Raw genomic sequence first — 23,706 nt, forward strand, 5'->3', positions numbered from 1 at the left:
CGAACCGTCCGGCTCGTGCAGTGCCTTGTCGCGATGACTCGGACGCCGTCCCCGCGCAGTGGGCGGACGGCGAAACGGCTGGTCAGATCGTGGCGTTGGGGTCCAGCACGATGCGGAAACGGGCATGGCCGCCTCGCAGCCGGTGGACGGCCTCGTCTGCCTGCGTGATCGGCAGCCGTTCGATGACGGGGCGGATGTCGTGGGTGACGGCGAACGCCATCGCCTCTTCCGTTTCGCGCGGAGTGCCGGTCAGGTACCCGGTGAGGGTGTGGCCGTTCATGACGAGCTGGGCGGCGGGGACGGTGAGAGCGCCGGCGTCGACGCCGACGAGGGTGAGCCGGCCATGGACGTTCAGGCCGGTGAGGAGTTCGTCGGCCGGGGCGGTGGAGGAGGCGGTGTACACGATGAGGTCGGCGCCGCCGAGCTCCTTGAGAGCGGCGCCAGGCGCGGGCACTGCTGTCGAGGTAGTGGTGGGCGCCGAGTTCACGGCTGACGGCTTCGCGGTCGGTGCCGCGGGCGATCGCGATCGTCTCGTAGCCCAGACGGCAGGCGAACTGGACGGCGAGGTGGCCCAGACCGCCGATCCCGAAGACGGCCACCCTTCCCCCGGCGCGGATGCCAGCCTTGCGGACGGCGTTGAATGCCGTCACGCCCGCACAGCCGAACGAGGCCGCGTCGACGAGGCCGAGTCCGTCCGGGACGCGGGCGAGGGCGTCGGCGGGCACGGTGAGCGACTGGGCCCAGCCGCCGGGGTAGGACAGCCCGGGCACTTTGCGTTCGGGGCAGTGGACGACGTCGCCTGCCCGGCAGAAGGTGCAGTGTCCGCAGCTGCCACCGAACCAGCCGACCACCACCCGTTCCCCGACGGACCAGCCCCGCACATCGTCACCGATCTCGGCGACGACACCGGCGACTTCGTGCCCGGGGGTGACAGGGAAGCCAGTGCGGGGACCGGCGGCCTTGGCCGTGCCGATGTCGGCGTTGCAGACCCCGCTGGCCGCGACGGTCACCCGCACCCAGCCGCCGGCCGGCGAAGCCGTCTCGACAGGCACCGGATGCACGGGGCCCTGCGGCTCGGTCACAACCATCGTCACAGCAGTGTTCGACATGGGTCTTCCGGTTCTCTCATACCGACGCCGTATATAGCACTGGTTATGCTTGATCGGCAGAGGTTTCACCGTAGGTGGCCCTCATCAGTGCCAGTAGGCGACACGAGTGAATGAGGCAATAAGCGATGGCTATGATTGATCGCTTGAATCTCGAAGGCCTGCGGTACGCGCAGGCGGTGGCCGAGACGAAGTCGTTCAGCGCTGCCGCGCGTGCCTACGGGGTCACCCAGCCGGCGCTGTCCAACGGAGTGGCGAAGCTGGAGGATCGGCTCGGCGAGAAGTTGTTCCACCGTTCGCCGCGAGGCGTCACCCTCACGGCTTTCGGCGCCCGGATCCTGCCGCTGATCGAACGGTCCCTGATCGCTCTCGACGCAGTCGCGGCCGAGGCGAAGCGTCTAACCGAGCCGGGCGAGCAGAGGATCCGCATGGGCGTCTCACCACTGATCGGGTCCCACCTGGTCGCCCGCGCTTTCAGCATGGTCCAGGCCCTCCCGGCCCCCCGCGACCTCGTGCTGCGCGAGGCGAACATGCAGGATCTGCGGGAGTGCCTGCTCGCGGGGCAGCTCGACATCATCCTGATTCCCGCCGTGACAGCGATGCCGCGTTTCGAGCACCGGGTCATCGACGTCGAGCCGATCGTTGTCGTCAGCCCCGACGCAGAACAGGCTGCCCCGCTGGAGCTCGCGGACGCCGGCAAGGAGTGCTTCATCCTCGTGCCCGACACCTGCGGCCTGACCACCTTCACCACCCAGCTGTTCCAGGCCCACGAGATGCCCCTGCAGACCTATCCCGGCGAGGCGGCCAGCTACCAGGTCCTGGAGGACTGGACCAAGCTCGGACTCGGCTCGGCCATGGTGCCCCGCTCCAAACTCACCGCACCCGACGTCCCCCACCGGCCCCTCATGGACGACGGCCGGGAAGTGCAGATCTCCTTCGAAGCGGTCTGGAATGCCGACACCCCGCTCGCCGCCGACCTCCTGCGTCTGGCCGACAGCCTGGCGGCCGCCCGCCGCTAGCCATACGCATCGCTTATAGCTGGATTCAGCGAGATCCCCTACCGGACCTTGCGCACAATGCCTAACTTGGCAGACACGTCGCGGCAACACCCGCTTCGCTGAACACCTGCCGAGAAGTGAGGCATAACCATGACTTATCTCCAGACCGCGACATCGTCGCCAGCGCCGTCGGCAGCGAGCTGCTCCCACGCGCAGAGGGCGTCCAGGTCCTCCACGGCGTCGAGGCCGCAGCCGGCGCCCGCGCCTACCTGTCCGGCGAGCTGTTCACCCGCGACGTGACCGGCGCGCTGTCGCCACTGCCAAGGCCGCACCCGACGTTCGTGTCCACGACACGATCTGAGCGTCGCCCCCCGGCCACGTGCTTCCCCCTCCCACTGACAGGCGGAGCCATGCACGACCTTCGCGACCTGCTGCGCGAGTACGACAGGGCACGGGCCTACACGGACGATCTGTGGAAAGACCTCTCCCCTGACGAGGTGACCTGGCGCCCGCACGAGAACTCCAGCGCCATCGGCTGGCACCTCGGCCACCAGGCCCACGTCGGCCACTTCATGATCCGCAATCTGACCGCGGCCGAACCCAGCCCCGACCCGGAACTCGACGGGCTCATGGACTCGGCCAACCCGGAGAAATTTCGGGGCGCCCTGCCCACGGTGAGCCGGCTCGCCGCGTTCCGCGACACCGTCGCCGAACGCGTCCACGCCCGCATCGGCGACATCGCCGCCAGCCGCGTCGGCGCCCCCACCCAGCTGACGGTCGTCGGCGCCCATCTGCTGGTGGCGCTGATCAACCACGAGTACCAGCACGACCAGTGGATCAGCGAGGTCCGCGCCGAGAACCTCGGCCACGCGCTTCCACCTGACCCCGTCTCCGGCCGGCTCGCCCGCGTCGACGGCTACCTCGTCTGCAACTCCTACACCTGACCACCCCCACCACCCCCTTGCCCCCGGACCCCGCGCACAGCGGCGCCCGGGAATCCGACCTGCAACAGGAGCACCACCATGTCCACCACGCTCGACTTCACCGGCCAGAAGGTCATCATCATCGGCGGCACCAGCGGTATGGGCTACGCAATCGCCCGCCACGTCCTCGAAGCCGGCGGCAGCGCAGTCGTCACCGGCCGCGCCCAGGCAGGCGCCGATGAGGCCCAGGCCGCGCTGTCCGCCCACGGCCAGGTGTACGGTCTGGCGGCCGACCTGGCCGAGCCCGCCGTCGTCGACGCCTTGCGCACCACCCTTACCGAGGAGCACGCCGACGCCACCCTCCTGGTCAACGCCGCCGGCGTCTTCGCCCCGAAGCCCTTCCTGGAGCACACCGGCGACGACTACGACCGCTATCAGGCCATCAACCGGGCCTTCTTCTTCCTCACCCAGACCGTCGCCGCCAACATGATCGAGCGCGGCGCCAAGGGCTCCATCGTCAACATCGGCTCCATGTGGGCCCACCAGGCCATCGCCGCCACCCCCTCCTCCGCGTACTCGATGGCCAAGGCGGCACTGCACTCCCTCACCCAGCACCTGGCGATGGAGCTCGCCCCGCACGGGATCCGCGTCAACGCCGTCGCCCCCGCCGTCGTGCGCACCCCGATCTACGAAGAGTTCATCCCGAAGTCCGACGTCGACTCCGCGCTCGACGGCTTCAACGACTTCCACCCGATCGGCCGCACTGGCACCCCCGACGACATCGCCGCCGCCGTCACCTTCCTCCTCTCCGGCCAGACCGACTGGGTCACCGGCGCCGTCTGGGACATCGACGGCGGCGTCATGGCCGGCCGCAACTGACCCACCGCCCCCGGCCCAGACACCTAGTCCTTCGGGCCGGCCCGGTGCGGTGGACACCGTCGGGCCCGAAGGCACACCGGCCCGCCCGAAAGCGGCGGACCCGACCCGTTCCTCAGGCAAGGACTGGACCACATCCTCAAGGAGCAGTGCTTCCATGACCACGGTCAACGACATCGACATCCAGGCCCTCGCGGACACCAAGTCCGCCGTCCAGGCCAACCCCCTGGCCGGGCAGGCCACCTTCTCTCTGAGCGGCTCGTGGAACGGCGGCTGCCGCCTGGACGCCCAGACCGGCGCCCTCACCGCAGGCGGAGAATGCGACGAGACGCGTGTCGCCCGGTACACCCTGAGCAGCGACGAGCCGGTCGCCCTCCTCGGCAGCGACACCGCCGTCTCGCCCGCCGAGTACCTGCTCCAGGCTCTCGCCGGCTGCTACACCGTCACCCTCGCGGCCCATGCCGCCTCCCGGGGCATCGAGCTCGGAGGCTTCCGCCTCGACCTCGAAGGCGACGTCGACCTGCGCGGCTTCCTCGGCACCGACCCCACCGTCCGGCCCGGCCTCCAGCAGATCCGCGTCCGCCTGCACGTGGACGCCCCCGGCACCACCCGGGAACAGGTCGCAGAGCTCGTCGCCCTCGTCGAGAAGCACTCCCCGATCCGCGACACCCTCGTCAACCCCGTCGAGGTCGTCACCACCCTCGCCTGAGCGGCGAAGGACCAGCCCTGCCGTCGGGCACGCCCCGGCCCGAGGACCCGCACTACGGCTCGGACAGGAATGGGGACAGGTCAGTGGCACGGCCCTTTCGGTGCAGTGCCTGCCTTCTCCTGGCCGGCTGGTACAGCGGCAGGCGACGAGGGCCCGCCGGTGGGCGGTCCGCTGCGGTAGAGGATCACGATGATCAGCAGGCCGGCGGCGATGAACGCCGCCGACCATCAGTAGGCGGTGTCATATCCGTGCAGCTGCGCCTGGGCCACAGTGGACTCGTTCGGCAGTTTCCCGTGGAGGTAGGTGATGGTGGCGCTGGTGGCCAGGGCGTTGAGGACGGAGGTGCCGATCGAGCCGCCGATCTGCTGACTGGTGTTCACCATCGCCGACGCCACCCCGGCCTCCGCGCTGCGTACGCCTGCGGTGGCGACGGCGATCGCGGGTGCCATGACCACGCGAGCGAGCACCGGACAGGTGGTTGGCTGGTGAGTGCTTGACCAACGATTTACTGCCGACCCATTGACTGTTTGCTATAGCAGGAGCCACTCTTGCTGGCATGAGCACTGATGCTTTGGGTCCCGTGGAGACGACGTCGCTGGCCGACCAGGCCTACCGGCGTCTTCGAGACGCGATCCGGGACGGCGTACTGCGGCCGGGCGAGAAGATCACCGAACGTGATCTGGCGTCCCGGCTGGGTGTCAGCCCCACCCCTGTCCGGGAGGCGCTGCGCCAACTCGTGCACGAGAAGGTCGTCGAACGCGTCGGCCCTCGCGCACTGCGGATCGCCGCGCATTCACCGGCGGCCCGCTCCGAGATCGTCGAGGCGGAGGTCCGGCTGTCAGGGCTGATGGCCCGCCTCGCGGCCCGCAACGCGACCGCAGATCAGCTCACCGGCCTTGTCTCCCTGCTCGCGCAGGCTGACCGGATCGTGGCCGAAGTTGAGAAGGCGGTCGCCGAGCAGGGCCTGGAAGCCGACGTCGCCGACCAGCTCACGGCCGTCTTCCACAAGCTGCGCCTGTTCCACCACCAGGTGGAGGAGTGTGTGGGCAACCCCGTCCTGGAGGGCCTGCTGAACCAGGCCCGAGCTTTCAGCGACGAGGAACGGCTCGACCTGACCATGAAGATCGCACCTGAGCGGGCGGATGAGTTTCGCGCCCGCTACCACGAGCACCGCGAGCTCCTGGACGCTCTCCTCGAACGGGACGAGGACCGAGCTGAGGATCTTGCCGCGCGCCACCACCGCGCCGCGCTCGTCCAGCTCTCCCAGAGCTGACAATTTCTTATCACTGCCTGCCCCGCTACCCGGCGTTGGGACGCGCTCCGCGCGCAGGCACCACCCTTTTGCTATAGCATGTAGCACAGGAGTCGTCATGATGCCCGATTCACCGCCCGCCCCCGGGCCGGCCGCCGCCACCCCGCCTCCGCCAGGCGCGGGTGAGCGCATGAACCGCAGCGCGGTGCTGTGGGTGACCCTCGCGGTGTTTGCCCAAGAGGCGGTCTGGAACTTCTATGACGCCCAGGTCCCCGAACAGCTGCGGCACTACTTCGCCTCGGCGGGCGTGATCGGCCTGATCATGGGCCTGGACCACTCCTGGGGCATCTTCACCCAGCCGTTCGTCGGGTTCTTCTCCGACAAACTCGTCCGCCGCCGCACCGGCCGCTGGCCCATTGTCCTCGTAGGCGCCGCAGCCGCGACCGTGCCGTTCGTCATGATCCCCTGGGCGAACAACCTGCTCATGCTCATGATCTGCGTCGTCGGCTTCGCCGCCATCGCCAACGCCTTCAAAGGCGTCACCGAAACACTGGTCTCCGACTACGTCGTCCGCTCGCAGCGCAGCAAAGCCCAGGGCTTCATCAAGGCCGGCGCAGCACTGACGATCATCGTCTCCTCCCTCATCAGCCTCCTGGTCGTCGACCGTTCCCTGCACCTGGCGTTCGCGATCCCACCACTGCTCATGCTGATCATGCTCGGCCTGTCCTGGACGTTCCTCGGCCGCCGCCACAGCCAGACGGTGCTGCCCGAGGACAAGACCGAGACGGCACGAGAGTTCACCTCGCCGTTCGCGGTGATGAAGGACGCGCTGCGCACACCCTCCAGCCCCACCTTCCTGCTGATGATCGGCATCTTCTGCTTCGCCGGCATGTGGTCCGCGCTCCGCTCCCTGATGACCCCGTACGGCACACAGGTCCTCGGCCTGACCCGCGGCGAGGCCGGCGGTCTGGCCCTGCCCGGCGCCATCGCCTTCCTCGTCTGCGTCCTGCCGATCGCGTACCTCTCCAACCGGCTCGGCCAGCTGCGGTCGATGCGCTACGGCGTCGGGCTGTTCATCGTCGGACTGCTCGTCGGGTTCATCTGGCCGACAGTCCCCGGCACGATCACCGCGATGGTCCTCTCCTCCCTCGGCTACGCCTCATTCGCTGTCAACGCGCTCGTCGCCCTGTGGAACCTCGCCCCCACCCAGAAAGTCCTGGGCACCTACACCGCCCTGTACACGATCGCGTCGCAGTCCGGGATGGCACTGGGCCCCGGCATCCTCGGCACCACGATCGACCTCACCGACTGGCGCTACATGCTGCTCAACGCCGCCGTCTTCGCCGTCATCACCTTTCTCGTCTTCACCCGCCTGGCCCGCCGCGTCCCCGACCGATCCGCGGCCTGAGCACCCCCCTCGTCTTCCGCCTCCGCACGCGTATCACCGAAAGGCACCACACTCATGGAACTCCGCATCCTGGCCCCCACCGGCGCACTCGGCGCCGGGTTCGACGCCGACGCCTTCGCGCGCGGTGTCGCCGCTCGCCCGGACGTGATCGCCTGCGACGCCGGCTCCACCGACTCCGGGCCCTCCGCCCTCGGCTCCGGCACCCCCAAGCTCTCCGCCCAGGCCGTCGCCCGTGACCTGCGCCTGCTGCTGCGCGCCCGTGACGAGCTGGGTGTGCCGCTGATCATCGGCTCCTGCGGCACCTCGGGCCGCGACGTCGGCGTCGACTCGGTCGCCGACCTCGCCCGCGCCATCGCCGCCGAGGAGGACCTCCACTTCAAGCTGGGCCTGATCTACTCCGACCAGCCCGTCGAGCGCCTCGAAGACTTCTACGACGACGGCCGCATCGTCCCCCTGCCCCACGCCCCCGGCATCGACCGCGAGGTCTTCGAGCGCGGCCACACCGTCGCGATGATGGGCGTCGAGCCCATCCAGGAAGCTCTGACGGACGGGTGCGACGTCATCCTGGCCGGCCGTGCCAGCGACACCGCCCTGTTCGCCGCCCTCCCGCACCTCAAGGGCGCCGACCCGGGCCTGACGTGGCACATGGCCAAGACCATCGAGTGCGGTGCCGCGTGCGCGATCCCGCCGTCCGCCAACGGCCTGCTCGCCACCCTGCGCGAGGACCACTTCGACGTCACCACCCTCGCCACTGGCAGCCGCCTCACCCCGCGCTCGGTCGCCGCGCACACCCTGTACGAGAACGCCGACCCGTTCCACATCGCCGAGCCCTCCGGCGTCCTGGACACCACCGACGCCACCTACGAGACGGTCGACGAGCAGACGGTCCGCGTTCGCGGCGCCCGCTACGTCCCCGCCGACGGCTACACCAACAAGCTCGAAGGCGCCGAACTCGTCGGCTACCAGACCGTCATCATCGGCGGCGTACGCGACAAGGTCGTCATCGACACCCTGCCCAAGCTCCTGCCGATGGCCAGGCACTACTTCGACGCGAAGATCGCCGACGTCTTCCGCGGCGCGGTCAACCCCGCCGACATCGACATCGACTACCGCCTCTACGGCGCCGGCGCCGTCCTCGCCGGAAGCGAGCCCGACCCGCTCGACCCGCGCGAGCTCGGCGTCCTGATCACCGTCACCGCGCCCGACCAGGAGACCGCGCACGCCGTCGCCACCTTCGTCGCCCACGCCAGCAGCCACCTGCCGATCCCGCAATACGACGGCCTGGTCTCCACCCTCGCGTACCCCTTCTCGCCGCCCGAGATGGACCGCGGCCCGCTCTACCGCTTCACCCTCAACCACGTCGTCACCGGCATCACCCCCACCGAGCTGTTCCGCACCACCACCGAGGAGCTCTAACCCCATGACCACCCTGCTCGACTACTGCTCCCTGGTGCGCTCGAAGAACGCCAGCCCCTTCGCCCTGACCTTCGACTTCATGTGCCACGACCAAGAGAGCTACGAGGCCCTGGTGGCCACCGGCTTCCTGAACAAGCAGCTGTTCGCCACACTCTTCGACACCGACCCGGACAAGATCCTGCTGGTCCACCACCCGCTCGCTCTCGCGGTGAAGGTGTCGCTGCCGCGCCCGGTGGTCCAGGGCAGCCTGGACGACACCGACTGCTACGCCGGCCAGCAGTACGCGCCGCTGATGGACATGGATGTGGTCCCGGCATGACCAGCCCCCCGCCAGCCGTCCCCATCCCCCGGGGACTGCCGGTGTCATGGGTCATCACCGTCCCCACCCGCCGGATCCTCGAAGGCCGCACGATCCACGCCTCCCGGACCTGGATCGTCGAAGCCTTCGACCACGCGCACGCCCTCAAGCAGGCCACCGCCCTCGTCCAGACGGTCCTCGACCTCATCACCGGACCGCCCGCCGTCCGGCCCCTCAGCGCCTGAAACAGCGCACCCCTCATAGCCAGCCCGCGTCCCCCCGTCGCGGGCTGCGGGGTGCCCTTCGCCTCCCCGCGAAGGGCACCCACTCACGTGGCCTGCCCGTACCAACCCCCGGCGGGCAGGCCACCCTCCCGCCTTCCTCCCGCAGCCGGCGATCCCGGGGCACATCCTCACCGCACGCGCCTGTCCCGGAGCCGCACATGCCCGCCCCCAACGAACCCTTCGCCGCCTTCCAGCCCGCCAACCGGCCCCCGGCCGGCCGCCACACCCCCGCACCTCCTCGCCACCACCGTCCGCCTGCGCACACGCCTCACCGCCGTCAACGTGGGCGCCGCTGGTGGTGTCATCGTCCTGAGCTGGATCGTTCAGGACGGCCTGGCCACCCGCATTGCCGGGCCTCTGACTCTCGGCATGGCCCTCATCGCCCTGTACGTCCTCACCCTGGCCACCAGCGCCATCTGGTTCGACCGGGCCTGCGCCCGCCACCTCGACCCCTCCACGGGCGACACAGCGGCCAAGGGGGAAGAGAGATGACCACGACCTTCGCCGTCTACGGCGGCTTCGGCACCTCACTGACCGCGTTCCTCCTGGTCATCGTCGCCGCGTTCTTCCTCTGCCTGATCGTCGGCGCGAGCGAGGACACCATCTCCGGATTCCTGACCGCGAACCGCACCCTCGCCTCCCTCCGCAACGGAATCGCCATGTGCGGCGACTACATCTCCGTCACCGCTCTCCTCGTGCCTGTCGGCACTATCGCGCTCGCCGGACAGGACGGCATGGCCTTCACCGCCAGCAGCATCGCCGCCCTGATCATCCTCCTGCTGCTGGCCGAACCCGTCCGCCGCACCGGCGCCTTCACCCTCGGCGGCGTCCTCAACACACGCTTCACCGGCCAGCCCGTACGCGCCGCGGCCGCCGTGGTCACGCTGCTGGTGTGCGTGCCGCTGACCGTGGTGCAGCTGAAGGTCGCCAGCAACGGCCACCTCCGGGTGCCGACCAGCGGTTTCGCGCACAGCTCAGCCCTGTGGGTGAAGAGGTTCACCGGCGAAACGGTCCGCCGACCCGCCATACGGCCGGACGCCGTGCTGGCGGTGACCCGTTGCCGTTGGGCGCGTTGGCCTGTGTGCGCCCTGCCGCCATGGCCGGTCTGCTTCTACGGTGGTGCCTGAGACCTCGAGGAGGACACGGTGTCTGAGGCGATACAGGGCAAGCACCGCTCGCCCGTGGGGGATGACGGGCATCAGCCGAACCGGCCTGTCCCGCCGCCCCCTCCCCCGCCGCCGCCCCCGCCGAAGAAGAGCTGACTCATGACCGTCCCTTCCCCCGCTCCGGTCCCAGCCGTGGACCGGTTGCTCAACGACATCGCCGGCCAGCTCGGCCAGCCCGTTCCCGCGCGGATCGCGGCCGCCGTACGAGCTGTACCGCGGCACCTGTTCGTCCCGGACCGGATCTGGCTCCGAGACGGAGAGGGCGGCTACGAACCGTGCGACCGGGCCGAGCGACCGGAGGCGTGGATGGCCGCGGCGTACTCAGATGCGCCGCTCGTCACCCAGTTCACCGATGGGCTGCCGTCATCGTCGGCGTCGATGCCCTCGATGGTCGTACGGATGCTGATGCTCGCCGGCCTCCACACCCCTCCCCGGAGTTCGGAGGGAGGTGGCGTGGGTGGTCGTTGGCGGCACTTGGAGCTCGGGGCGGGCACCGGGTTCAACGCGGCGCTGCTGTGCGCTCTCGCGGGCGAGAACGCTGTAGCAACCATCGAGCTCGACCCCGTGCTCGCCGGGCAGGCGGAGCGGAACCTGAAGGCGGTCGGCTACACACCGGCGGTCGTGTGCGGGGACGCGGCGGCCGGCTGGGCACCGTGCGGTCCATACGAGCGGATCGTCGCGACGTTCTCCGTCGACCACATCCCGCCCGCCTGGCTTAGTCAGACCGCCGCCGGAGGGCGGATCGTGACGCCCTGGACGTCGTCCTGGTGCCGCTACGGCACCCTCGCTCTGACCGTCGACGACGACGGCGCCGCGCAGGGCCGGTTCCATCCGTTCGCCGCCTTCATGCCCATGCGCAACCCCACCGCGACGGCGCCCGGCCAGGTCGCCGCCGAGGCGGTGCCGGCGGGCGCCGCCGTCGAGACGTCGACGAGCCTGTCGCCGTGGGTGGTCGCGGGCGGTGACCTGGATGCCGAGTTCCACATCGGGCTCGCCGTGCCCGGCGCATGGTTCGCCTGGGACACCAGCGGCGAACACGCCCCGGCCCGCTTGGAGATCGGCGACGACACCACCGCCTCGTGGGCGACCGTCAACTACGACGGCCAGCGCTCCGACCGGTTTACCGTCACACAGGCTGGCCCCCGGAGGCTGTGGGACGAGATCCACGCCGCCCATACGCAGTGGGAGCGGCTCGGCCGCCCCACGGTCGGCCGGTATGGGCTCACCGTCGGGCCGGACGGCTCGTCAGCCCCGTGGGTCGACTCCCCCGCGACGCTCGCGACCGCTGCCTGAATCCCCCCACAACTCCGGCCGGTACCCGTGGTCTCGACATCGCCTACGGCTGCGGCTTCGCCACCGCAGCCATCCGTAGCACGGCGGCCTGACCACCCACTGTCAGTGGCCCGTGCGAGTCTGTTCGAATGCCCGGCGGAGGCCCATCACCTCGAAGCCGATGCGATTCCGCCGGGCACACCCCAGACAGCGGAGGACGCGATGGACAACTACAGGTTGCGGTGGACCAAGGCCGGCAAGGACGAGCGGCAGGTCTCGGCCGTCTCCTACAGCGCATCAGCCGCCCAGACCTACAAGGCGTTGAAGGAAGCCCAGGAAGGCGTCTCCGCCGTCGAGGTGGTGAAGGTAGAGGCAGGCATCTAGCCGGCCCCACCTAGCCCCCACGCAGGCGCCCCGCCCCGGGCAGCACACGGGACGGGGCGCTTCGCATATGCCGAAGGTTCTTTCACGCACGCCCCTGTTGCCCATCCGGGGCGCGGTGGCAGGGTGTGCGCACGCGGTCCTCGCAGACCACCCCCGGAGAAGGATCGCGTACCTGGTCGGCCCCGCCTGCCGTCGAGCAGGCGGGGCCGCGCCGCCCCTTCCCGGCTCCCCACGGGAAGGGTCCAGGCGCACGCCCGGACAACCACGCGGAACGGCCGCACTGATGCTCCTATTGGCAGTCAAGGGCTGCCGAGAACCTGAGATTGGCCCGGTCAGGTTTGGTAGGGGTGCAGGGCGGCGCTCTCCGATCCGATGCTGATCTGCACCCAGGAACCGTCCAGGCCGCTGGGGATGGGTGATGCCAGATCGAAGAGCACGGGCCAGTGGCCCATCTGGAGGTAGGCGGCGCCGTCGTCGGTCAGGTGGAGGCGGCCACTCATGATCACCCGGTCACCTTCCTGCCGGAGTTCCGGCTCGGCGGCAGCGGCTGGCCGGGTGTTCTGGCCCCAGTGGATGTCCTCGTCGACGGTCCATTCGATGAGGTGCCGGCCATCGGCTTCTCGCGGATCACCGCGCCAGAGCACCACGGCGGTTCCGATGGGGGTACGAACCCGAACTGTCATGTGCTGCTGCGGCGTGCGCGGCAGGCTCTCCGTGCGAACGAACATCGCCTCATCATCCATGACCTCAGGTCTCGGGATCGAGGAGTTGTTGGGTCGCCGGGGTCAAGCGGCAGTGAGCCAGTCCCGGTAGGAGTTGGCGAGGTCGTCGTCGCGGCGTGTGCCACGTTCGATGCAGGAGATCACCGCCGGCCAGACGCCGAAGTGCTCGGCGACGGTGGTGAGGGTGATGTTCTTGGCCTGACGTGCGGGCCGGAGATCGGAGACGTCCGGGACGGTGACTGGCGTGGTGAGGTAGCGGAAGACCTCCCGAGCGATCGCCCGCTTGAGCAGGCGGATGATCTCCTTCTTCGTGCGTCCGGCGGCGGTCTGCCGGGCGACGTATTCGCGGGTGCGGGCGTCGCTGGACATGCGGACGAGAGCGATGCGGTAGAGGGCTGAGTTCGCTCCGCGGTCGCCGCCCCGGGAGAGGCGGTGGCGGTTGGTCCTGCCGCTGGAGGCGGGCGCGGGTGCGAGGCCGCAGAGCGCTGCGAAGGGTGCCTCCGTGCGCAGGCGGTCGGGGTTTCCGCCGGCGGTGACCAGGAGCTGGGCCGCGGTGTCGGGGCCGACACCGAACGCGGCGTGTAGGCCGGGGTTGTTGTCGGTGGCGGCGGTGTCCAGGGCGGCGGTGAGGGTGTCGTGTTCCGTGGTCAGGGCCTGGACCCGGCGGGCGAGGGTCTTCAGCGCGGTCAGGAGGGCGACGCGCGGTCCGTCGCCGGTGGGGCGGAGTCGGGAGATGGCGTCGACCTGTGTCTTGCCGCGCAGGGCGGTGTACTTGACGCGGATGTCGTCCGGGGCGGTGATGAGGATGTGCGCGATCTGGTTCAGGGTGGCGGTGCGGGCCTTGACGGCGGATCGGGCGGCGTTGTGGAGGGCGCGTATGCCGCTGACGGTGTCGTCCTTGGGGATGACCGATGCCCGTCCGGACAGCGCGGCGCGGGCGGCTGCGTAGGCGTCGATGGGGTCGGACTTGCCGATCCGGCGACGCTCGGCCTTGTCGGGCCGGTTGACCTCGACCACGGTCAGGCTCGCCTGGCGGGCGGCACGGGTGAACCCCAGGCCATACGAGGAGGTCCCCTCGACCGCGACGGCGGTCACGGTGCCATGGGCGTTCAGGAACGCGATCGCCGCGGCGTATCCGGCCGCCGTGGTGGGGAACTCAGCGTCGGCGACGTGGCCGCCCCGATCAGTGATGACAGCGACGTGGATCGTGTCCGCGTGGGAGTCCACTCCGCCGAACACCGCGTCCAGTTCGGTGGCGGGCGTGATCGTCACGGTCATCCTGTCAGTTGCCTTCCCGGGCCGGAGGTGACGCCGGCCGGGTGGGTCAGACAGGACATTGAGGGGGCCGCTGGCCAAGCTCCTATCAGGTCATGTTCCACCTGGCCGGAGCCATGGAGAACGGGCCCCGGCGGCCGGACAGAACAGTCGCAGGACAGCCCAGCAGGACGTCAGTCAGACCCTGAGCCACGACCACCGGAACCCGCTACGAGTATCAATGTCAGACCCTCCTCGTAGCGTCGTGAGCACAGGCCGGAGATGCCAGCCGCCGGAGCACGGGAGCGGTCATGGGCGAGATCAGTGTCGACAGGCAGCACCTGGACCACCTGCTTGACGACAGCGCCGGCACGTACGGCGCGCCCTACTCAGGAAGCGTTCACCGAACTCGCACCCACGCACCGCGGCCGGCCCACAGGCGAGATCCTCCCCCTGCTCCGTGCGGCCGCAGACCGGGCCCTGCTCGGCTTCACCACGGCGGACCTCCGTGAGCAGGCCGAGGCGATCAGCAGTGGCCAGCCCTACATCCTCCGCGTACGTATCGCCGGCCGCTGACCTCAACTCGACGGCGTGCGATCACGACCGGAGCGTGCATGGCCTGAGGTTAGACCAGGGGGCAGTGCAGGACGCGATGCCTGGAGATCCGTGGTCAATCCTCGAACCATTCGATGCTCCAGTCATGTAGCAGCTTGAAATTGTAGCCCTGAGCTACGTGACCGAACGCTTCTGGGTTGCCCGAGCACTTGCCCTTGATGTTCCAATAGTCGAAGAAGAGCGCATTGCAAACATCGCAGTAGCGCCAGTCCCTTTGGGTTGGCGAAGCATTGTGGCCGTTGTGCTGCAGGTGGAAGTTGAATCCTTGTGCCACGTGCGCGGGTGCGTTAACGCACTTCCCCTTGATGTTGTACCCGTTGTAGAACATCGCGTAGCAATTTGTGCAGAAGCGCCACTCGGATTGAAAATTAGCATTGGTGACTTGGTCGTGAATGGCCCAGAAATAGTAGCCCTCGGCCTCGTGAGCGCCGCCCTTCTGGCATGCCCCTTTGTGGTCGAAGCCGTTGTAGAAGAGGACGTAGCACTTTCTGCAGTAGCGCCAATTGCCTTGGAGAGTTGGCAGATCCGGCATATTGGACCTCCCTGGCGTAGCGTTCATCTTCAGGCTAGTACTAGAGCAGCCGTCTGTCCTCTGAGCGTTGCGGCGGTCAGGACCACCAGCGCGGCCAGGCACACGAGAATCAGCCGCAGGTGGCGCGGGCAGCGCGAGCGGGCATCCGGCCGGATGCCCGCCCAATTGCTGATCAGTCAGCAGCGGTTGTACTCCCGGACCCCCACGGAGCCGCGGAAGCGCTGTGCAGCGATCTGAGGGCCTATCGCCACCTGTCCCGCCCAAAAGGGGAGTCTTAGGCGGGGCGGGGAGGGCGGGGGACGGCCGCACAGGGGCCTAGGTGGGGGCTGGTTGGGCCTCGGCCGCCGTCGCGGCGGCTACGGCCGCATCCCAGGTGGCTGCCCACTCGGATTCAGCGGCCCGCTTGGCTTTCTCGGCCTGGAACTTGCACCGGCGGCACAGACCCTCCGTCAGAACCGTTCGTCCGCACGGGTGGCCGCCGTGTCAGAGGCAGACGCCCGAGTGGTCCGGCAGGGTGAGGCGGGGGCACATGCCCTCGTCCCCGGCGCAGAGGCGGTGCCGGCCGACGCCCAGATCCTCCGCCTCCAGCCGCGCACGCTCGTCCGCCCACGATGCCGGAGCCGGGGTCTCGTCCCGCTCCTCGGGTTTCTGCCGCGCCAGGGTGCTGCCACCGGTCGACTGGGCGGGGGTCGGGCGGACACCGGCAGCCGGGCCGACCGCGGTCGGATCCCGCCGCCGCGCGACCACCGCAGCAACCGTGTCCCGCAGCGGCCTCTCGCCGCTGCCGGGGTACAGGGCCCGCCAACCAGCGGGCCGGACGGTTCCGCCGGGATGGATGAGGGTCAGTGCTCGGTGAGTCCCAGACGCTCCAGCCCGCGTCGATCATCACTGCGCTTGCCCGGACGATCATGGGGTGGTTTCAGTATCTGCGGCAAGGCGTACGATCAGGAGTCGGCGTCGGCCATCGAACGCCCCCGTGAATTTGGGGCCACCGCTGGCAGGCGCAATAACTGAATATCGAGAGGACGAGCATGAACACCTCCAGCAAGCTCTTCGCCGCGCTGCTCCTGTGCTTCCAGAGATGCCCCGGCAACGGAGGTCTGCATCGCCTGCGTCACGCTGAACGCCGAGCGCTAGGTTCCGCGCTCCATGAGGTCGACGGTGGCTCGTTCGCCGCCAGCATCCGGATGAATACCGGCCGAGGAGGAACCCCTGCACGCCGGGGCCTCCTCGGCCAGCATGTGAGGGCCTGGCACACGGGAAGGGTTCGGGTTCGGCCAGTCCAGCCCAGGTCCCGGGCAAGGCCCCATTCCAAATCGCGCTGCGGGGTGACGCCCCAGCCGCTGTCCTGCACTCCCCATCCGATATGGACCGACGAGGAACTGCGCTAGGGCCCGTACCCCAGGCGCGACACCCGTCGTCGCCGGTCAAGGTCGCCGAAACCGCCTAGCGCGTCGCGGAGGAATCCCTCGCCGGAGAATCACAGGGCCGGAGCGTGCGATCACCGAGGCCGTCTGCCTAGCCTGGACGTCCGAGCCGCCAGGGGGGTCCTGGAGGTACCGATGCCCGGTCGATCACTGTGGTCCGGAGCTATCTCGTTCGGCCTGGTCACTTCTCTGAACTAGCGCTTCGGGCGGCGGACCTCTGACCGTCCCGGCAGGCGATCGGTCATGACGGCTTGCATGTTGTGCCCTGCTGGCACTTCGGCTTGAGCCGTGCGACCCCGTACCGCCGGGTACACGCGCTGCAACCCAAGTCACGCCCTCCTGCCTGACCCTGGCCGGGCTCTCGCCCGGCCAGTTTTCCGGACGGGCGCGTAGTGCCTCTGGCCCGACCGGAGGCACTAGCACCGTCGAGTGCCGTAACGGATGCTTCGCAGACCTCGAGTTCCCCTGGGACCGGCGACCCGAACACCTTCTCGGCGAGGCGACGTACGCCTACGTCGTTCCGCGCCGGTGGCCACAGTGCGGGCGGAGGCCGCGCGGTCGACGACGAACTCCTCGCGCGCGTCTCCCCGGCCCACAGCGAGAAAGCGAAATTCTTCGGCACGATCCACGTCGAGGTTGACACCGAACCCGTCAAGCTCGCAGGCGGGCTACCAGCCACGACGAGCCCGCCCGCGCAAGCGGCCCTGAGCGCCACTGCTCGCTCTTGTTCGAACTGAAAGTGGGCAAGTGCGGTTCAGAGCTGGGATGTTGCTGCGATCGTGGAGGTGGATGCGGACGGTCGGCGAGGTTGGGGGCAGCGTGGGATGGAACCTCAGGTGGGTGGTGGCGGGACTGGTGACGACGGCGACCCTCGCTGTGCCGGTGTGGCTGGGTGGGGCGGTGGTGCTGCCACCGCTGGTGGGGGATCCCGCGATCCGCTGGTCACTGGCCTCCGCACTGGGTACGGCACTGGCCGCGCTGTCGGCCTCCTGGGGTTACGGCTACGCCACCCGGGCCCGGCCAGCGAACGGGCGGGCCACAACCAGTCCGTCGGTGCAGGCCACGGCTGAGCGCGCCGTCGCCATCGGCGGGAACAGCCAGGCCCCCGTCTCCACCGGCGACGCTGCCCAGGGACCGATCCCGACCGCACCAGCGGGACCTTCTGCCGGAAACCCCCCTGCCCCGCCGGCGCCGGGAACGGTGTCCGCGTCCGGTGAACGCTCGATCGCCATCGGCGGGAACAGCTCCGGGGCACTCTCCACCGGCGACCAGCCCGGAAGCCCCAACCCGTGAAGGGGCCTTTCCGCCGCGCCGTGGAGCAACCTGTCGCCGACACGCGGGTGGAGGCGAATGCCGAGCGGGCGGTCGCGATAGGGGGCAACAACTATGCGCCCGTGCTGACCGGGGACCACTCCAGGGTGGTGTCCCTGCCACCCGAGGTGCTCCGGCCACCCGCCGAAGTTGCGGCCCGGGCCGGACTGGACACGCTGGCGGTGCGTACGGGCCTGTTCGTCGGCCGCACCCACGAGCTGGAGCGGCTGGACGCGGCACTCGCCAGCCCTGGCGGTGCAGTAGTGCAGGCGGTAGCCGGGCTGGGCGGGATCGGGAAAAGCGCCCTGGCCGCACAGTGGGCCGCCACCCGCGCCCACGGTCGCGCCCCCGTCCGGTGGATCACGGCCGACAGCCCCTCCGGCGTGCAGGAGGGACTGGCCGACCTCGCCACAGCCCTGCAGCCAGCCCTGTCCGGCGCTCTCCCTATCGAGGCCTTGGCGGAGTGGGCCATGCAGTGGCTGGCCAGTCACACCGGCTGGCTGCTGATCCTGGACAACGTTAACGACCCCGCCGACATCACCCCGCTCCTCGATCGCGCCGGGACACGGGGACGCTTCCTGATCACCAGCCGCCTCGCCACCCCCTGGCACGGCATCCCCACCGTGGTGCGCCTGGGCGTCCTGGACGAGGCCGAAGCCCTGGACCTGCTCACCCGCATCACCACCGCAGCCGGCCCCCGGGACCTGTACGGCGCCGCCGAACTGTGCGCTGAACTCGGCCACCTGCCCCTGGCCGTCGAACAGGTGGCCGCCTACCTGGCGCAGAACCCGCTCACCACACCCCGCGACTACCTCGCCATGCTCGACCAGTACCCGGCGGCGATGTACCGCCACGGTGCCGTCGGCTTCACCTCACCCGAGCGCACCATCGCCCGGATCTGGCACATCACCCTGGATAAGATCAACGATCATCAACCCCTGGCCGCAGACCTGCTACGGCTCCTGGCCTGGTACGCCCCCGACCAGATCCCCACCACCCTCCTGGGGGGCCTGGCCGACGCCCCCGCGCTGCAGGCCGCACAGGGTCTCCTGACTGCCTACGGCGTGATCACCCCCGACCCAGCCACAGGCTCCCTGGCCGTCCACAGGCTCGTCCAGGCACTCGCCCGCACCCACGACCCCGACGAGCCCCACCGCACCCCGCAACTCGTCGCCCAGGCCCGCGACCACGCCACTACGCAGATGCACGCAAACCTGCCCACCACCTGGGACACCCCAGCAACCTGGCAAACCTGGCGCACACTGCTCCCCCACATCGACGCCCTCGTGGGCCACGCACCCGCCGACACCGACACCAACACCACGACGCTCCTCCTCAACCGCACAGGGCTCTTCCTCAGGAACCAGGGCCAGCTCACCCGCGCGACCAGCCACCTCCAACGCGCCCTCAGCGGTCGGCTCCGAATACTGGGCGAGGGCCACCCCCACACCCTGATCTCCCGCAACAACCTCGCCTACGCCTACGAGTCGGCTGGGGACCTCGGCCGGGCCATCCGCCTGTACGAGCAGACCCTTACCGACCAGCTCCGTGTGCTGGGCGAGGACCACCCCGACACCCTGATCTCCCGCAACAACCTCGCCTACGCATACGAGTCGGCGGGGGAGCTGGACCGGGCCATCCCGCTATTCGAGGAGACCGTCACCGCCTCCCTGCGGATACTGGGCGAGGACCACCCCAAATCCCTGATCTACCGCAACAACCTCGCCCACGCCTACCGGTCGGCTGGGGACCTGGGCCGGGCCATCCCGCTGTTCGAGGAGACCCTCGCCGACCGGCTCCGTGTGCTGGGCGAGGACCACCCCGACACCCTGATCTCCCGCAACAACCTCGCCAGCGCCTACCGGACGGCTGGGGGCCTGGACCGAGCCATCCCCCTGTACGAGCAGACCCTCGCCGACCAGCTCCGTGTGCTGGGCGAGAACCACCCCCGCACTCTGCTCTCCCGCAACAACCTCGCCAGCGCCTACGAGTCAGCTGGGGACCTGGGCCGGGCCATCCCGCTGTTCGAGGAGACCCTCGCCGACCGGCTCCGTGTGCTGGGCGAGGACCACCCCGACACCCTGTCCTCCCGCAACAACCTCGCCAGCGCCTACCGGTCGGCTGGGGACCTGGCCCGGGCCATCCCGCTGTTCGAGGAGACCCTCGCCGACCAGCTCCGTGTGCTGGGCGAGAACCACCCCGACAGTCTGCTCTCCCGCAACAACCTCGCCAGCGCCTACAAGTCGGCTGGGGACCTGGGCCGGGCCATCCCGCTGTTCGAGGAGACCCTCGCCGACCGGCTCCGCGTGCTGGGCGAGAACCACCCCGACACCCTGTCCTCCCGCAACAACCTCGCCAGCGCCTACCGGACGGCTGGGGACCTGGGCCGGGCCATCCCGCTGTTCGAGGAGACCCTCGCCGACCGGCTCCGTCTGCTGGGCGAGGACCATCCCGACAGTCTGATCTCCCGCAACAACCTCGCCAGCGCCTACCGGACGGCTGGGGACCTGGACAGGGCGATCGCCCTGTACAAACGGACCCTCGCTGACCAGCTCCGTGTGCTGGGCCAGGACCATCCCGACACCCTGCTCTCCCGCCGGAATCTCGCTTCGGCGTTGGAAAAGCGGGCGGTCGACCCACGGCGGCCAAAGCCGCAGTGAGGGCGGCGGCGGTGATGACGCGCTGACCGCAACTCGACGGTGTGCGATCACGGACGAAGTCTGCATAGCCTGAGGTCAGACCGCCTGGGGGGCACCTGGAGGACGGGATGCCCGCTCGCTCGCTGTGGTCCGGAGCCATCTCATTCGGCCTAGGCACTGTTCCGTGCAAGCTCGAGACCGCGACCGAGAGCCACAGCGTGGCGTTCCGGCAGATACACGTCGAGGACGGCGGCCGGATCCGCTACCGCAAGGTCTGCGAGCTGGACGGCGAGGAGCTGACCGAGGCCGACATCGGCAAGGGCTATGAGATCGCCAAGGACGAGGTCATCCCGATCACCGAGCAGGACCTCGCCGAGATGCCCCTGCCCACAGCGAAAGCGATCGAGATCGTCTCCTTCGTCCCTTGGGAGTCAATCGACCCCCGCCATATCGGAGAATCCTCGTACTACATCACCGCCGACGGCCCGGTCGCCGCGAAGCCGTACTCGTTGTTGCGGCAGGCGCTCGGCCGGAACGAGAAGGTGGCCGTCGCGAAGTTCGCGCTCCGCGGCCGCGAGCGCCTCGGCCTGGTCCGCCCGTACGGCGACGCATTGCTCGTGCACGCGATGCGCTGGGACGACGAGGTCCGCGACCCCACCGATCTGGCGCCGGACGCGGTGGACCTGACCGAGCAGGAGGTCGCCGAGGCCATGGCGCTGATGGATGTGCTCTCCGTGGACCGACTCGACGAGTTGGAGCTGACGGACCAGTACCGGGACGCGTTGGTCGAGGTGATCGAGGCGAAGGCCGAGGACCGGGCCCCTGCCGCCCTCGAGGGCGCGGAGGCCGCGCCGGCCGGGCAGGTCGTCGATCTGATGGCCGCGCTGGAGGATTCCGTCGCGAGGGCGAAGAAGGCCCGCGAGAGCGGCGAGCGCGCGGCTGTGCACGAGATGCCGAAGAAGAAGGCTGCGGCCCAGAGGAAGCCGGCTGCGAAGAAGGCGGCTCCTGCCAAGAAGACGGCTTCGAAGAAGGCGACGGCCCGGCGCCGGAAGTCCGCCTAACCGTCAGGCCGGTCACCCTCAAGAGCCCAGAGCAGGGGGCGCGCGGCGGCCGCTTGCGCCACCTGCCAGGGGAATATGCCGGGATTCGGCTGCGGAGTGCCCGCCCGGTTCTGCATCGTTGGGCAGAGGCCCCCGGCCGTGGGCGGCCTGGCGAGACGACGCGGGACAGGGGAGGCGCGATGGGCTGGGAGCGTGAGGGTTTCGAGTCGCACGAAGGCGAGGTGGGGGTGCTGCTGGGCGACGGGAGCGAGCCGCGCCCGGTCATCTTCGACGTGGGCAGCACCGCCCAGATGTACGAGTCGACGTCATGGTGGCACTACGACGGGACGCGGAACCGGCCGACGGCAACGTCGATGCAGGGCCGGTGCGCCTGCGGCTGGCGCGGCGAGAAGACCTACCCCATCGACTGGGACAAGGTCCGCCGCGACGACGACCCGGACCTCTACGACACAGACGGCCCGTACGACGACTGGGACGCCCACATGGACCAGGTGGCCGCCCGCCAGGCCGTCCTGCCCGAAGACATGGCAGAAGCGCTCCGGCTCCTCCACGAGCGGATGGACGAGCTCATGGACGAGGAGCCGCTGGTCGTGCTCCTGGCCGCCGAGAAGCTGGAGCAGGTGGTCGCCTCCACAGCGCCGGTCGCGGCCCGGATCGTGTCCATGGATGACATGCCGAAGTCGGAGGTGGCCGCGGCCCTCGGAGTCACAGAGAAGGCCGTCGGCTGGCGCCTGTCGCACTACGCGTTCCTGAGATGACGCGATGCGGTCGTTGTCCTTGACGCCGACGGAGAACCACGACCATGTGAGGCGGGCGGCGGATTGCTAATCCCGGGCTGCACCACGGCTGGCAGCTGGGAGGGTGTCAGGTGACTTGGTCGAGTAGGTGCGGGCCGTTGTTGCGGACGTTGTTCACGGCCATGGAGACGGGCCGGGCGTCGAGTTGGCCGTCCGCGGGCTGGGCGAGCAGGGCGCGGAGGTCTTCGGTGTTCTGGTGGTGGGGGTCGAGCCAGGCGTCGTAGTGGTCGGGGGTGAGGGCCAGTGGCATGCGGGGGTGGACGCGGCCTGCTGCGTCGGTGGCCTCGGTGGTGATGATCGTGCAGGTCACCAGCCAGGCCTCAGGGGCGTCGTCGCTGGTGACGTCGGGGTTGCGCCAGTACTCGTAGAGACCCGCCATGGCCATCACCTGCCCGTCGCCAGGGTGGATGAAGTACGGCTGCTTACGGGTCTTACCCGTCGCCTCGTCCTGCACCGGCTCCCACTCGAAGAAGCCGTCGGCCGGCAGTACGCAGCGGCGCTTGGCGAAGGCACGCCGGTAGGCGGGCTTCTCATGGACCGTCTCGACCCGAGCGTTGATCATCCGCGAACCGACCTTCGCGTCCTTCGCCCACGACGGCACCAGACCCCACTTGAGCGCCCGCAGCTCACGGTGCACTTCGTCACCGTCATTCCGCCCGGCGCGTTCGAGGACCGCCAACGCGGCTCTACGCGGCCTCGACGACCGCCGGCAGGACGTCGGAGTGGTTCTTCACCTCCATGCGGGCCTTCACCACGTCTTCGCCCTCCCAATGCCGCCAGCAGGAGTGCGTACTGACCTGGATCGACAGTTCGCGGATCAGCCCGAGCAGCCGTACGCACTCGGCCTTCTCCTCCTCGGTGTACCCGGGGCTGTCCTCTCGGCTCCCGGTCACCTCCCCGGTGTGCGGGTGGACCTGACCGGGCCAGCCCGGCATGGGCTCGACGGACCACGGCAAGGTCCGGCACAGCGCCGCGTACTTGGCCTTGGCCTCGTGCAGGTCGCGCTGGGCAGTCAGCAGGTCACTCGGGAAGGAGGTAGTTTCAGCCACGGCCGAATGATACTCCTGTTCGAATACCGGATAGCGGCAGCGACATGCAGGCACCTCAGCTGCGACTGAGCGGGATAGTTGGCCCCGCCGGACAACTGCGATGCACAAAACGCGCGCGACGTGGTCTAGGCCGGCCGCTTGGCGCGCCCAGCGATCAGGGTTCCAGCCGTGGACGGTGGCCGACGAGAAGGCGCTGGCCGGACCGGC

The 23,706-nt window shown here is 69.6% G+C and carries 24 protein-coding genes and 2 pseudogenes; 17 read left to right on the forward strand and 9 right to left on the reverse strand.

Annotated features, from left to right (window positions below):
• Positions 1 to 82 precede the first annotated feature (82 nt).
• Positions 83 to 454 carry a zinc-binding dehydrogenase gene (locus ACWCO8_RS17580; RefSeq protein ID WP_451032942.1) on the reverse strand — a complete coding sequence of 124 codons (372 nt, stop codon included), beginning with the start codon at positions 452 to 454 and terminating at the stop codon, positions 83 to 85.
• Between the two features lie 298 nt (positions 455 to 752).
• Positions 753 to 1,109, reverse strand: a pseudogene (locus ACWCO8_RS17585) (alcohol dehydrogenase catalytic domain-containing protein); the annotation flags it as partial.
• A gap of 143 nt (positions 1,110 to 1,252) precedes the next feature.
• Here ACWCO8_RS17585 and ACWCO8_RS17590 point away from each other — a divergent pair.
• From ACWCO8_RS17590 to ACWCO8_RS17605, 4 genes are all read left to right on the forward strand, one after another.
• The gene (locus ACWCO8_RS17590; protein WP_451032943.1) at positions 1,253 to 2,125 is read left to right on the forward strand and encodes a LysR family transcriptional regulator; all 873 of its coding nucleotides are present in this window, start codon (positions 1,253 to 1,255) and stop codon (positions 2,123 to 2,125) included.
• 389 nt (positions 2,126 to 2,514) lie between these two features.
• On the forward strand, positions 2,515 to 3,048 hold the full coding sequence (locus tag ACWCO8_RS17595; protein ID WP_451032944.1) for a DinB family protein: 534 nt from the start codon (positions 2,515 to 2,517) through the stop codon (positions 3,046 to 3,048).
• A gap of 78 nt (positions 3,049 to 3,126) precedes the next feature.
• Positions 3,127 to 3,906 (forward strand): SDR family NAD(P)-dependent oxidoreductase, encoded by a 780-nt coding sequence (locus ACWCO8_RS17600; protein WP_451032945.1) that lies wholly within the window; start codon positions 3,127 to 3,129, stop codon positions 3,904 to 3,906.
• 154 nt (positions 3,907 to 4,060) lie between these two features.
• Complete coding sequence (locus ACWCO8_RS17605) at positions 4,061 to 4,612, forward strand: OsmC family protein (RefSeq protein ID WP_451032946.1); 552 nt, start codon at positions 4,061 to 4,063, stop codon at positions 4,610 to 4,612.
• Between the two features lie 227 nt (positions 4,613 to 4,839).
• On the opposite strand, the gene ACWCO8_RS17610 is transcribed toward ACWCO8_RS17605, so the two are convergent.
• Complete coding sequence (locus ACWCO8_RS17610; RefSeq protein WP_451032947.1) at positions 4,840 to 5,079, reverse strand: hypothetical protein; 240 nt, start codon at positions 5,077 to 5,079, stop codon at positions 4,840 to 4,842.
• Positions 5,080 to 5,168: 89 nt separating this feature from the next.
• Here ACWCO8_RS17610 and ACWCO8_RS17615 point away from each other — a divergent pair, with 89 nt between their 5' ends.
• From ACWCO8_RS17615 to ACWCO8_RS17655, 9 genes are all read left to right on the forward strand, one after another.
• Positions 5,169 to 5,885 carry a GntR family transcriptional regulator gene (locus ACWCO8_RS17615; RefSeq protein WP_451032948.1) on the forward strand — a complete coding sequence of 239 codons (717 nt, stop codon included), beginning with the start codon at positions 5,169 to 5,171 and terminating at the stop codon, positions 5,883 to 5,885.
• Between the two features lie 169 nt (positions 5,886 to 6,054).
• Entirely contained in the window at positions 6,055 to 7,272 is a 1,218-nt protein-coding gene (locus tag ACWCO8_RS17620) for an MFS transporter (RefSeq protein WP_451032949.1), read from the forward strand.
• Between the two features lie 54 nt (positions 7,273 to 7,326).
• Positions 7,327 to 8,688: an acyclic terpene utilization AtuA family protein gene (locus tag ACWCO8_RS17625; RefSeq protein WP_451032950.1), complete on the forward strand. Its 1,362-nt coding sequence runs from the start codon at positions 7,327 to 7,329 to the stop codon at positions 8,686 to 8,688.
• Between the two features lie 4 nt (positions 8,689 to 8,692).
• Positions 8,693 to 9,007, forward strand: a complete 315-nt coding sequence (locus tag ACWCO8_RS17630) for a DUF4387 domain-containing protein (RefSeq protein ID WP_451032951.1) — start codon at positions 8,693 to 8,695, stop codon at positions 9,005 to 9,007.
• Positions 9,004 to 9,231 carry a hypothetical protein gene (locus ACWCO8_RS17635; RefSeq protein WP_451032952.1) on the forward strand — a complete coding sequence of 76 codons (228 nt, stop codon included), beginning with the start codon at positions 9,004 to 9,006 and terminating at the stop codon, positions 9,229 to 9,231. The genes ACWCO8_RS17630 and ACWCO8_RS17635 overlap by 4 nt, the downstream gene beginning before the upstream one ends.
• Before the next feature lie 321 nt (positions 9,232 to 9,552).
• Complete coding sequence (locus ACWCO8_RS17640) at positions 9,553 to 9,762, forward strand: hypothetical protein (protein WP_451032953.1); 210 nt, start codon at positions 9,553 to 9,555, stop codon at positions 9,760 to 9,762.
• On the forward strand, positions 9,759 to 10,397 hold the full coding sequence (locus ACWCO8_RS17645) for a sodium:solute symporter family transporter (protein ID WP_451032954.1): 639 nt from the start codon (positions 9,759 to 9,761) through the stop codon (positions 10,395 to 10,397). The genes ACWCO8_RS17640 and ACWCO8_RS17645 overlap by 4 nt, the downstream gene beginning before the upstream one ends.
• A gap of 138 nt (positions 10,398 to 10,535) precedes the next feature.
• On the forward strand, positions 10,536 to 11,729 hold the full coding sequence (locus tag ACWCO8_RS17650; RefSeq protein ID WP_451032955.1) for a protein-L-isoaspartate O-methyltransferase family protein: 1,194 nt from the start codon (positions 10,536 to 10,538) through the stop codon (positions 11,727 to 11,729).
• 201 nt (positions 11,730 to 11,930) lie between these two features.
• Positions 11,931 to 12,092: a hypothetical protein gene (locus ACWCO8_RS17655; RefSeq protein WP_451032956.1), complete on the forward strand. Its 162-nt coding sequence runs from the start codon at positions 11,931 to 11,933 to the stop codon at positions 12,090 to 12,092.
• A gap of 332 nt (positions 12,093 to 12,424) precedes the next feature.
• Here ACWCO8_RS17655 and ACWCO8_RS17660 read toward each other — a convergent pair whose 3' ends face one another.
• On the reverse strand, positions 12,425 to 12,835 hold the full coding sequence (locus ACWCO8_RS17660; RefSeq protein WP_451032957.1) for a hypothetical protein: 411 nt from the start codon (positions 12,833 to 12,835) through the stop codon (positions 12,425 to 12,427).
• A 42-nt stretch (positions 12,836 to 12,877) separates the two neighbouring features.
• Positions 12,878 to 14,092: an IS110 family transposase gene (locus ACWCO8_RS17665; RefSeq protein WP_451032958.1), complete on the reverse strand. Its 1,215-nt coding sequence runs from the start codon at positions 14,090 to 14,092 to the stop codon at positions 12,878 to 12,880.
• Between the two features lie 330 nt (positions 14,093 to 14,422).
• On the opposite strand from ACWCO8_RS17665, the gene ACWCO8_RS17670 reads away from it, so the two are divergent.
• Positions 14,423 to 14,644 (forward strand): hypothetical protein, encoded by a 222-nt coding sequence (locus tag ACWCO8_RS17670; protein WP_451032959.1) that lies wholly within the window; start codon positions 14,423 to 14,425, stop codon positions 14,642 to 14,644.
• A 94-nt stretch (positions 14,645 to 14,738) separates the two neighbouring features.
• On the opposite strand, the gene ACWCO8_RS17675 is transcribed toward ACWCO8_RS17670, so the two are convergent.
• Positions 14,739 to 15,215 (reverse strand): hypothetical protein, encoded by a 477-nt coding sequence (locus tag ACWCO8_RS17675; protein ID WP_451032960.1) that lies wholly within the window; start codon positions 15,213 to 15,215, stop codon positions 14,739 to 14,741.
• A 483-nt stretch (positions 15,216 to 15,698) separates the two neighbouring features.
• Entirely contained in the window at positions 15,699 to 15,962 is a 264-nt protein-coding gene (locus ACWCO8_RS17680) for a hypothetical protein (protein ID WP_451032961.1), read from the reverse strand.
• Between the two features lie 1,969 nt (positions 15,963 to 17,931).
• Between ACWCO8_RS17680 and ACWCO8_RS17685 the strand changes: the two genes are divergently transcribed.
• The 3 genes from ACWCO8_RS17685 to ACWCO8_RS17695 all read left to right on the forward strand — a co-directional run bounded on the left by ACWCO8_RS17685 (position 17,932) and on the right by ACWCO8_RS17695 (position 22,411).
• Positions 17,932 to 20,613, forward strand: a complete 2,682-nt coding sequence (locus ACWCO8_RS17685) for a tetratricopeptide repeat protein (protein ID WP_451032962.1) — start codon at positions 17,932 to 17,934, stop codon at positions 20,611 to 20,613.
• 107 nt (positions 20,614 to 20,720) lie between these two features.
• Entirely contained in the window at positions 20,721 to 21,653 is a 933-nt protein-coding gene (gene ku, locus ACWCO8_RS17690; protein ID WP_451032963.1) for a non-homologous end joining protein Ku, read from the forward strand.
• Positions 21,654 to 21,832: 179 nt separating this feature from the next.
• Complete coding sequence (locus tag ACWCO8_RS17695) at positions 21,833 to 22,411, forward strand: hypothetical protein (RefSeq protein WP_451032964.1); 579 nt, start codon at positions 21,833 to 21,835, stop codon at positions 22,409 to 22,411.
• Positions 22,412 to 22,517: 106 nt separating this feature from the next.
• Here the strand turns inward: ACWCO8_RS17695 and ACWCO8_RS17700 are convergent.
• Together ACWCO8_RS17700 and ACWCO8_RS17705 are read right to left on the reverse strand one after the other, a co-directional pair.
• Positions 22,518 to 23,126, reverse strand: a pseudogene (locus ACWCO8_RS17700) (SOS response-associated peptidase); the annotation flags it as partial.
• A gap of 10 nt (positions 23,127 to 23,136) precedes the next feature.
• Positions 23,137 to 23,499, reverse strand: coding sequence for a hypothetical protein (locus ACWCO8_RS17705; RefSeq protein ID WP_451032965.1), 363 nt, complete (start codon positions 23,497 to 23,499; stop codon positions 23,137 to 23,139).
• Positions 23,500 to 23,706 lie beyond the last annotated feature (207 nt).

The organism is Streptomyces sp. NPDC001927 (assembly GCF_053594455.1).

What these genes read in the sequence shown, in the direction of transcription:
- ACWCO8_RS17695 (WP_451032964.1), top strand. Translation starts at nt 21,833, where the DNA reads ATGGGCTGGGAGCGTGAGGGTTTCGAGTCGCACGAAGGCGAGGTGGGG.
- ACWCO8_RS17675 (WP_451032960.1), bottom strand. Translation starts at nt 15,215, where the DNA reads ATGCCGGATCTGCCAACTCTCCAAGGCAATTGGCGCTACTGCAGAAAG.
- ACWCO8_RS17660 (WP_451032957.1), bottom strand. Translation starts at nt 12,835, where the DNA reads ATGGATGATGAGGCGATGTTCGTTCGCACGGAGAGCCTGCCGCGCACG.
- ACWCO8_RS17615 (WP_451032948.1), top strand. Translation starts at nt 5,169, where the DNA reads ATGAGCACTGATGCTTTGGGTCCCGTGGAGACGACGTCGCTGGCCGAC.
- ACWCO8_RS17600 (WP_451032945.1), top strand. Translation starts at nt 3,127, where the DNA reads ATGTCCACCACGCTCGACTTCACCGGCCAGAAGGTCATCATCATCGGC.
- ACWCO8_RS17650 (WP_451032955.1), top strand. Translation starts at nt 10,536, where the DNA reads ATGACCGTCCCTTCCCCCGCTCCGGTCCCAGCCGTGGACCGGTTGCTC.
- ACWCO8_RS17595 (WP_451032944.1), top strand. Translation starts at nt 2,515, where the DNA reads ATGCACGACCTTCGCGACCTGCTGCGCGAGTACGACAGGGCACGGGCC.
- ACWCO8_RS17625 (WP_451032950.1), top strand. Translation starts at nt 7,327, where the DNA reads ATGGAACTCCGCATCCTGGCCCCCACCGGCGCACTCGGCGCCGGGTTC.
- ACWCO8_RS17605 (WP_451032946.1), top strand. Translation starts at nt 4,061, where the DNA reads ATGACCACGGTCAACGACATCGACATCCAGGCCCTCGCGGACACCAAG.
- ACWCO8_RS17635 (WP_451032952.1), top strand. Translation starts at nt 9,004, where the DNA reads ATGACCAGCCCCCCGCCAGCCGTCCCCATCCCCCGGGGACTGCCGGTG.
- ACWCO8_RS17645 (WP_451032954.1), top strand. Translation starts at nt 9,759, where the DNA reads ATGACCACGACCTTCGCCGTCTACGGCGGCTTCGGCACCTCACTGACC.
- ku (WP_451032963.1), top strand. Translation starts at nt 20,721, where the DNA reads ATGCCCGCTCGCTCGCTGTGGTCCGGAGCCATCTCATTCGGCCTAGGC.
- ACWCO8_RS17665 (WP_451032958.1), bottom strand. Translation starts at nt 14,092, where the DNA reads ATGACCGTGACGATCACGCCCGCCACCGAACTGGACGCGGTGTTCGGC.
- ACWCO8_RS17630 (WP_451032951.1), top strand. Translation starts at nt 8,693, where the DNA reads ATGACCACCCTGCTCGACTACTGCTCCCTGGTGCGCTCGAAGAACGCC.
- ACWCO8_RS17655 (WP_451032956.1), top strand. Translation starts at nt 11,931, where the DNA reads ATGGACAACTACAGGTTGCGGTGGACCAAGGCCGGCAAGGACGAGCGG.
- ACWCO8_RS17620 (WP_451032949.1), top strand. Translation starts at nt 6,055, where the DNA reads ATGAACCGCAGCGCGGTGCTGTGGGTGACCCTCGCGGTGTTTGCCCAA.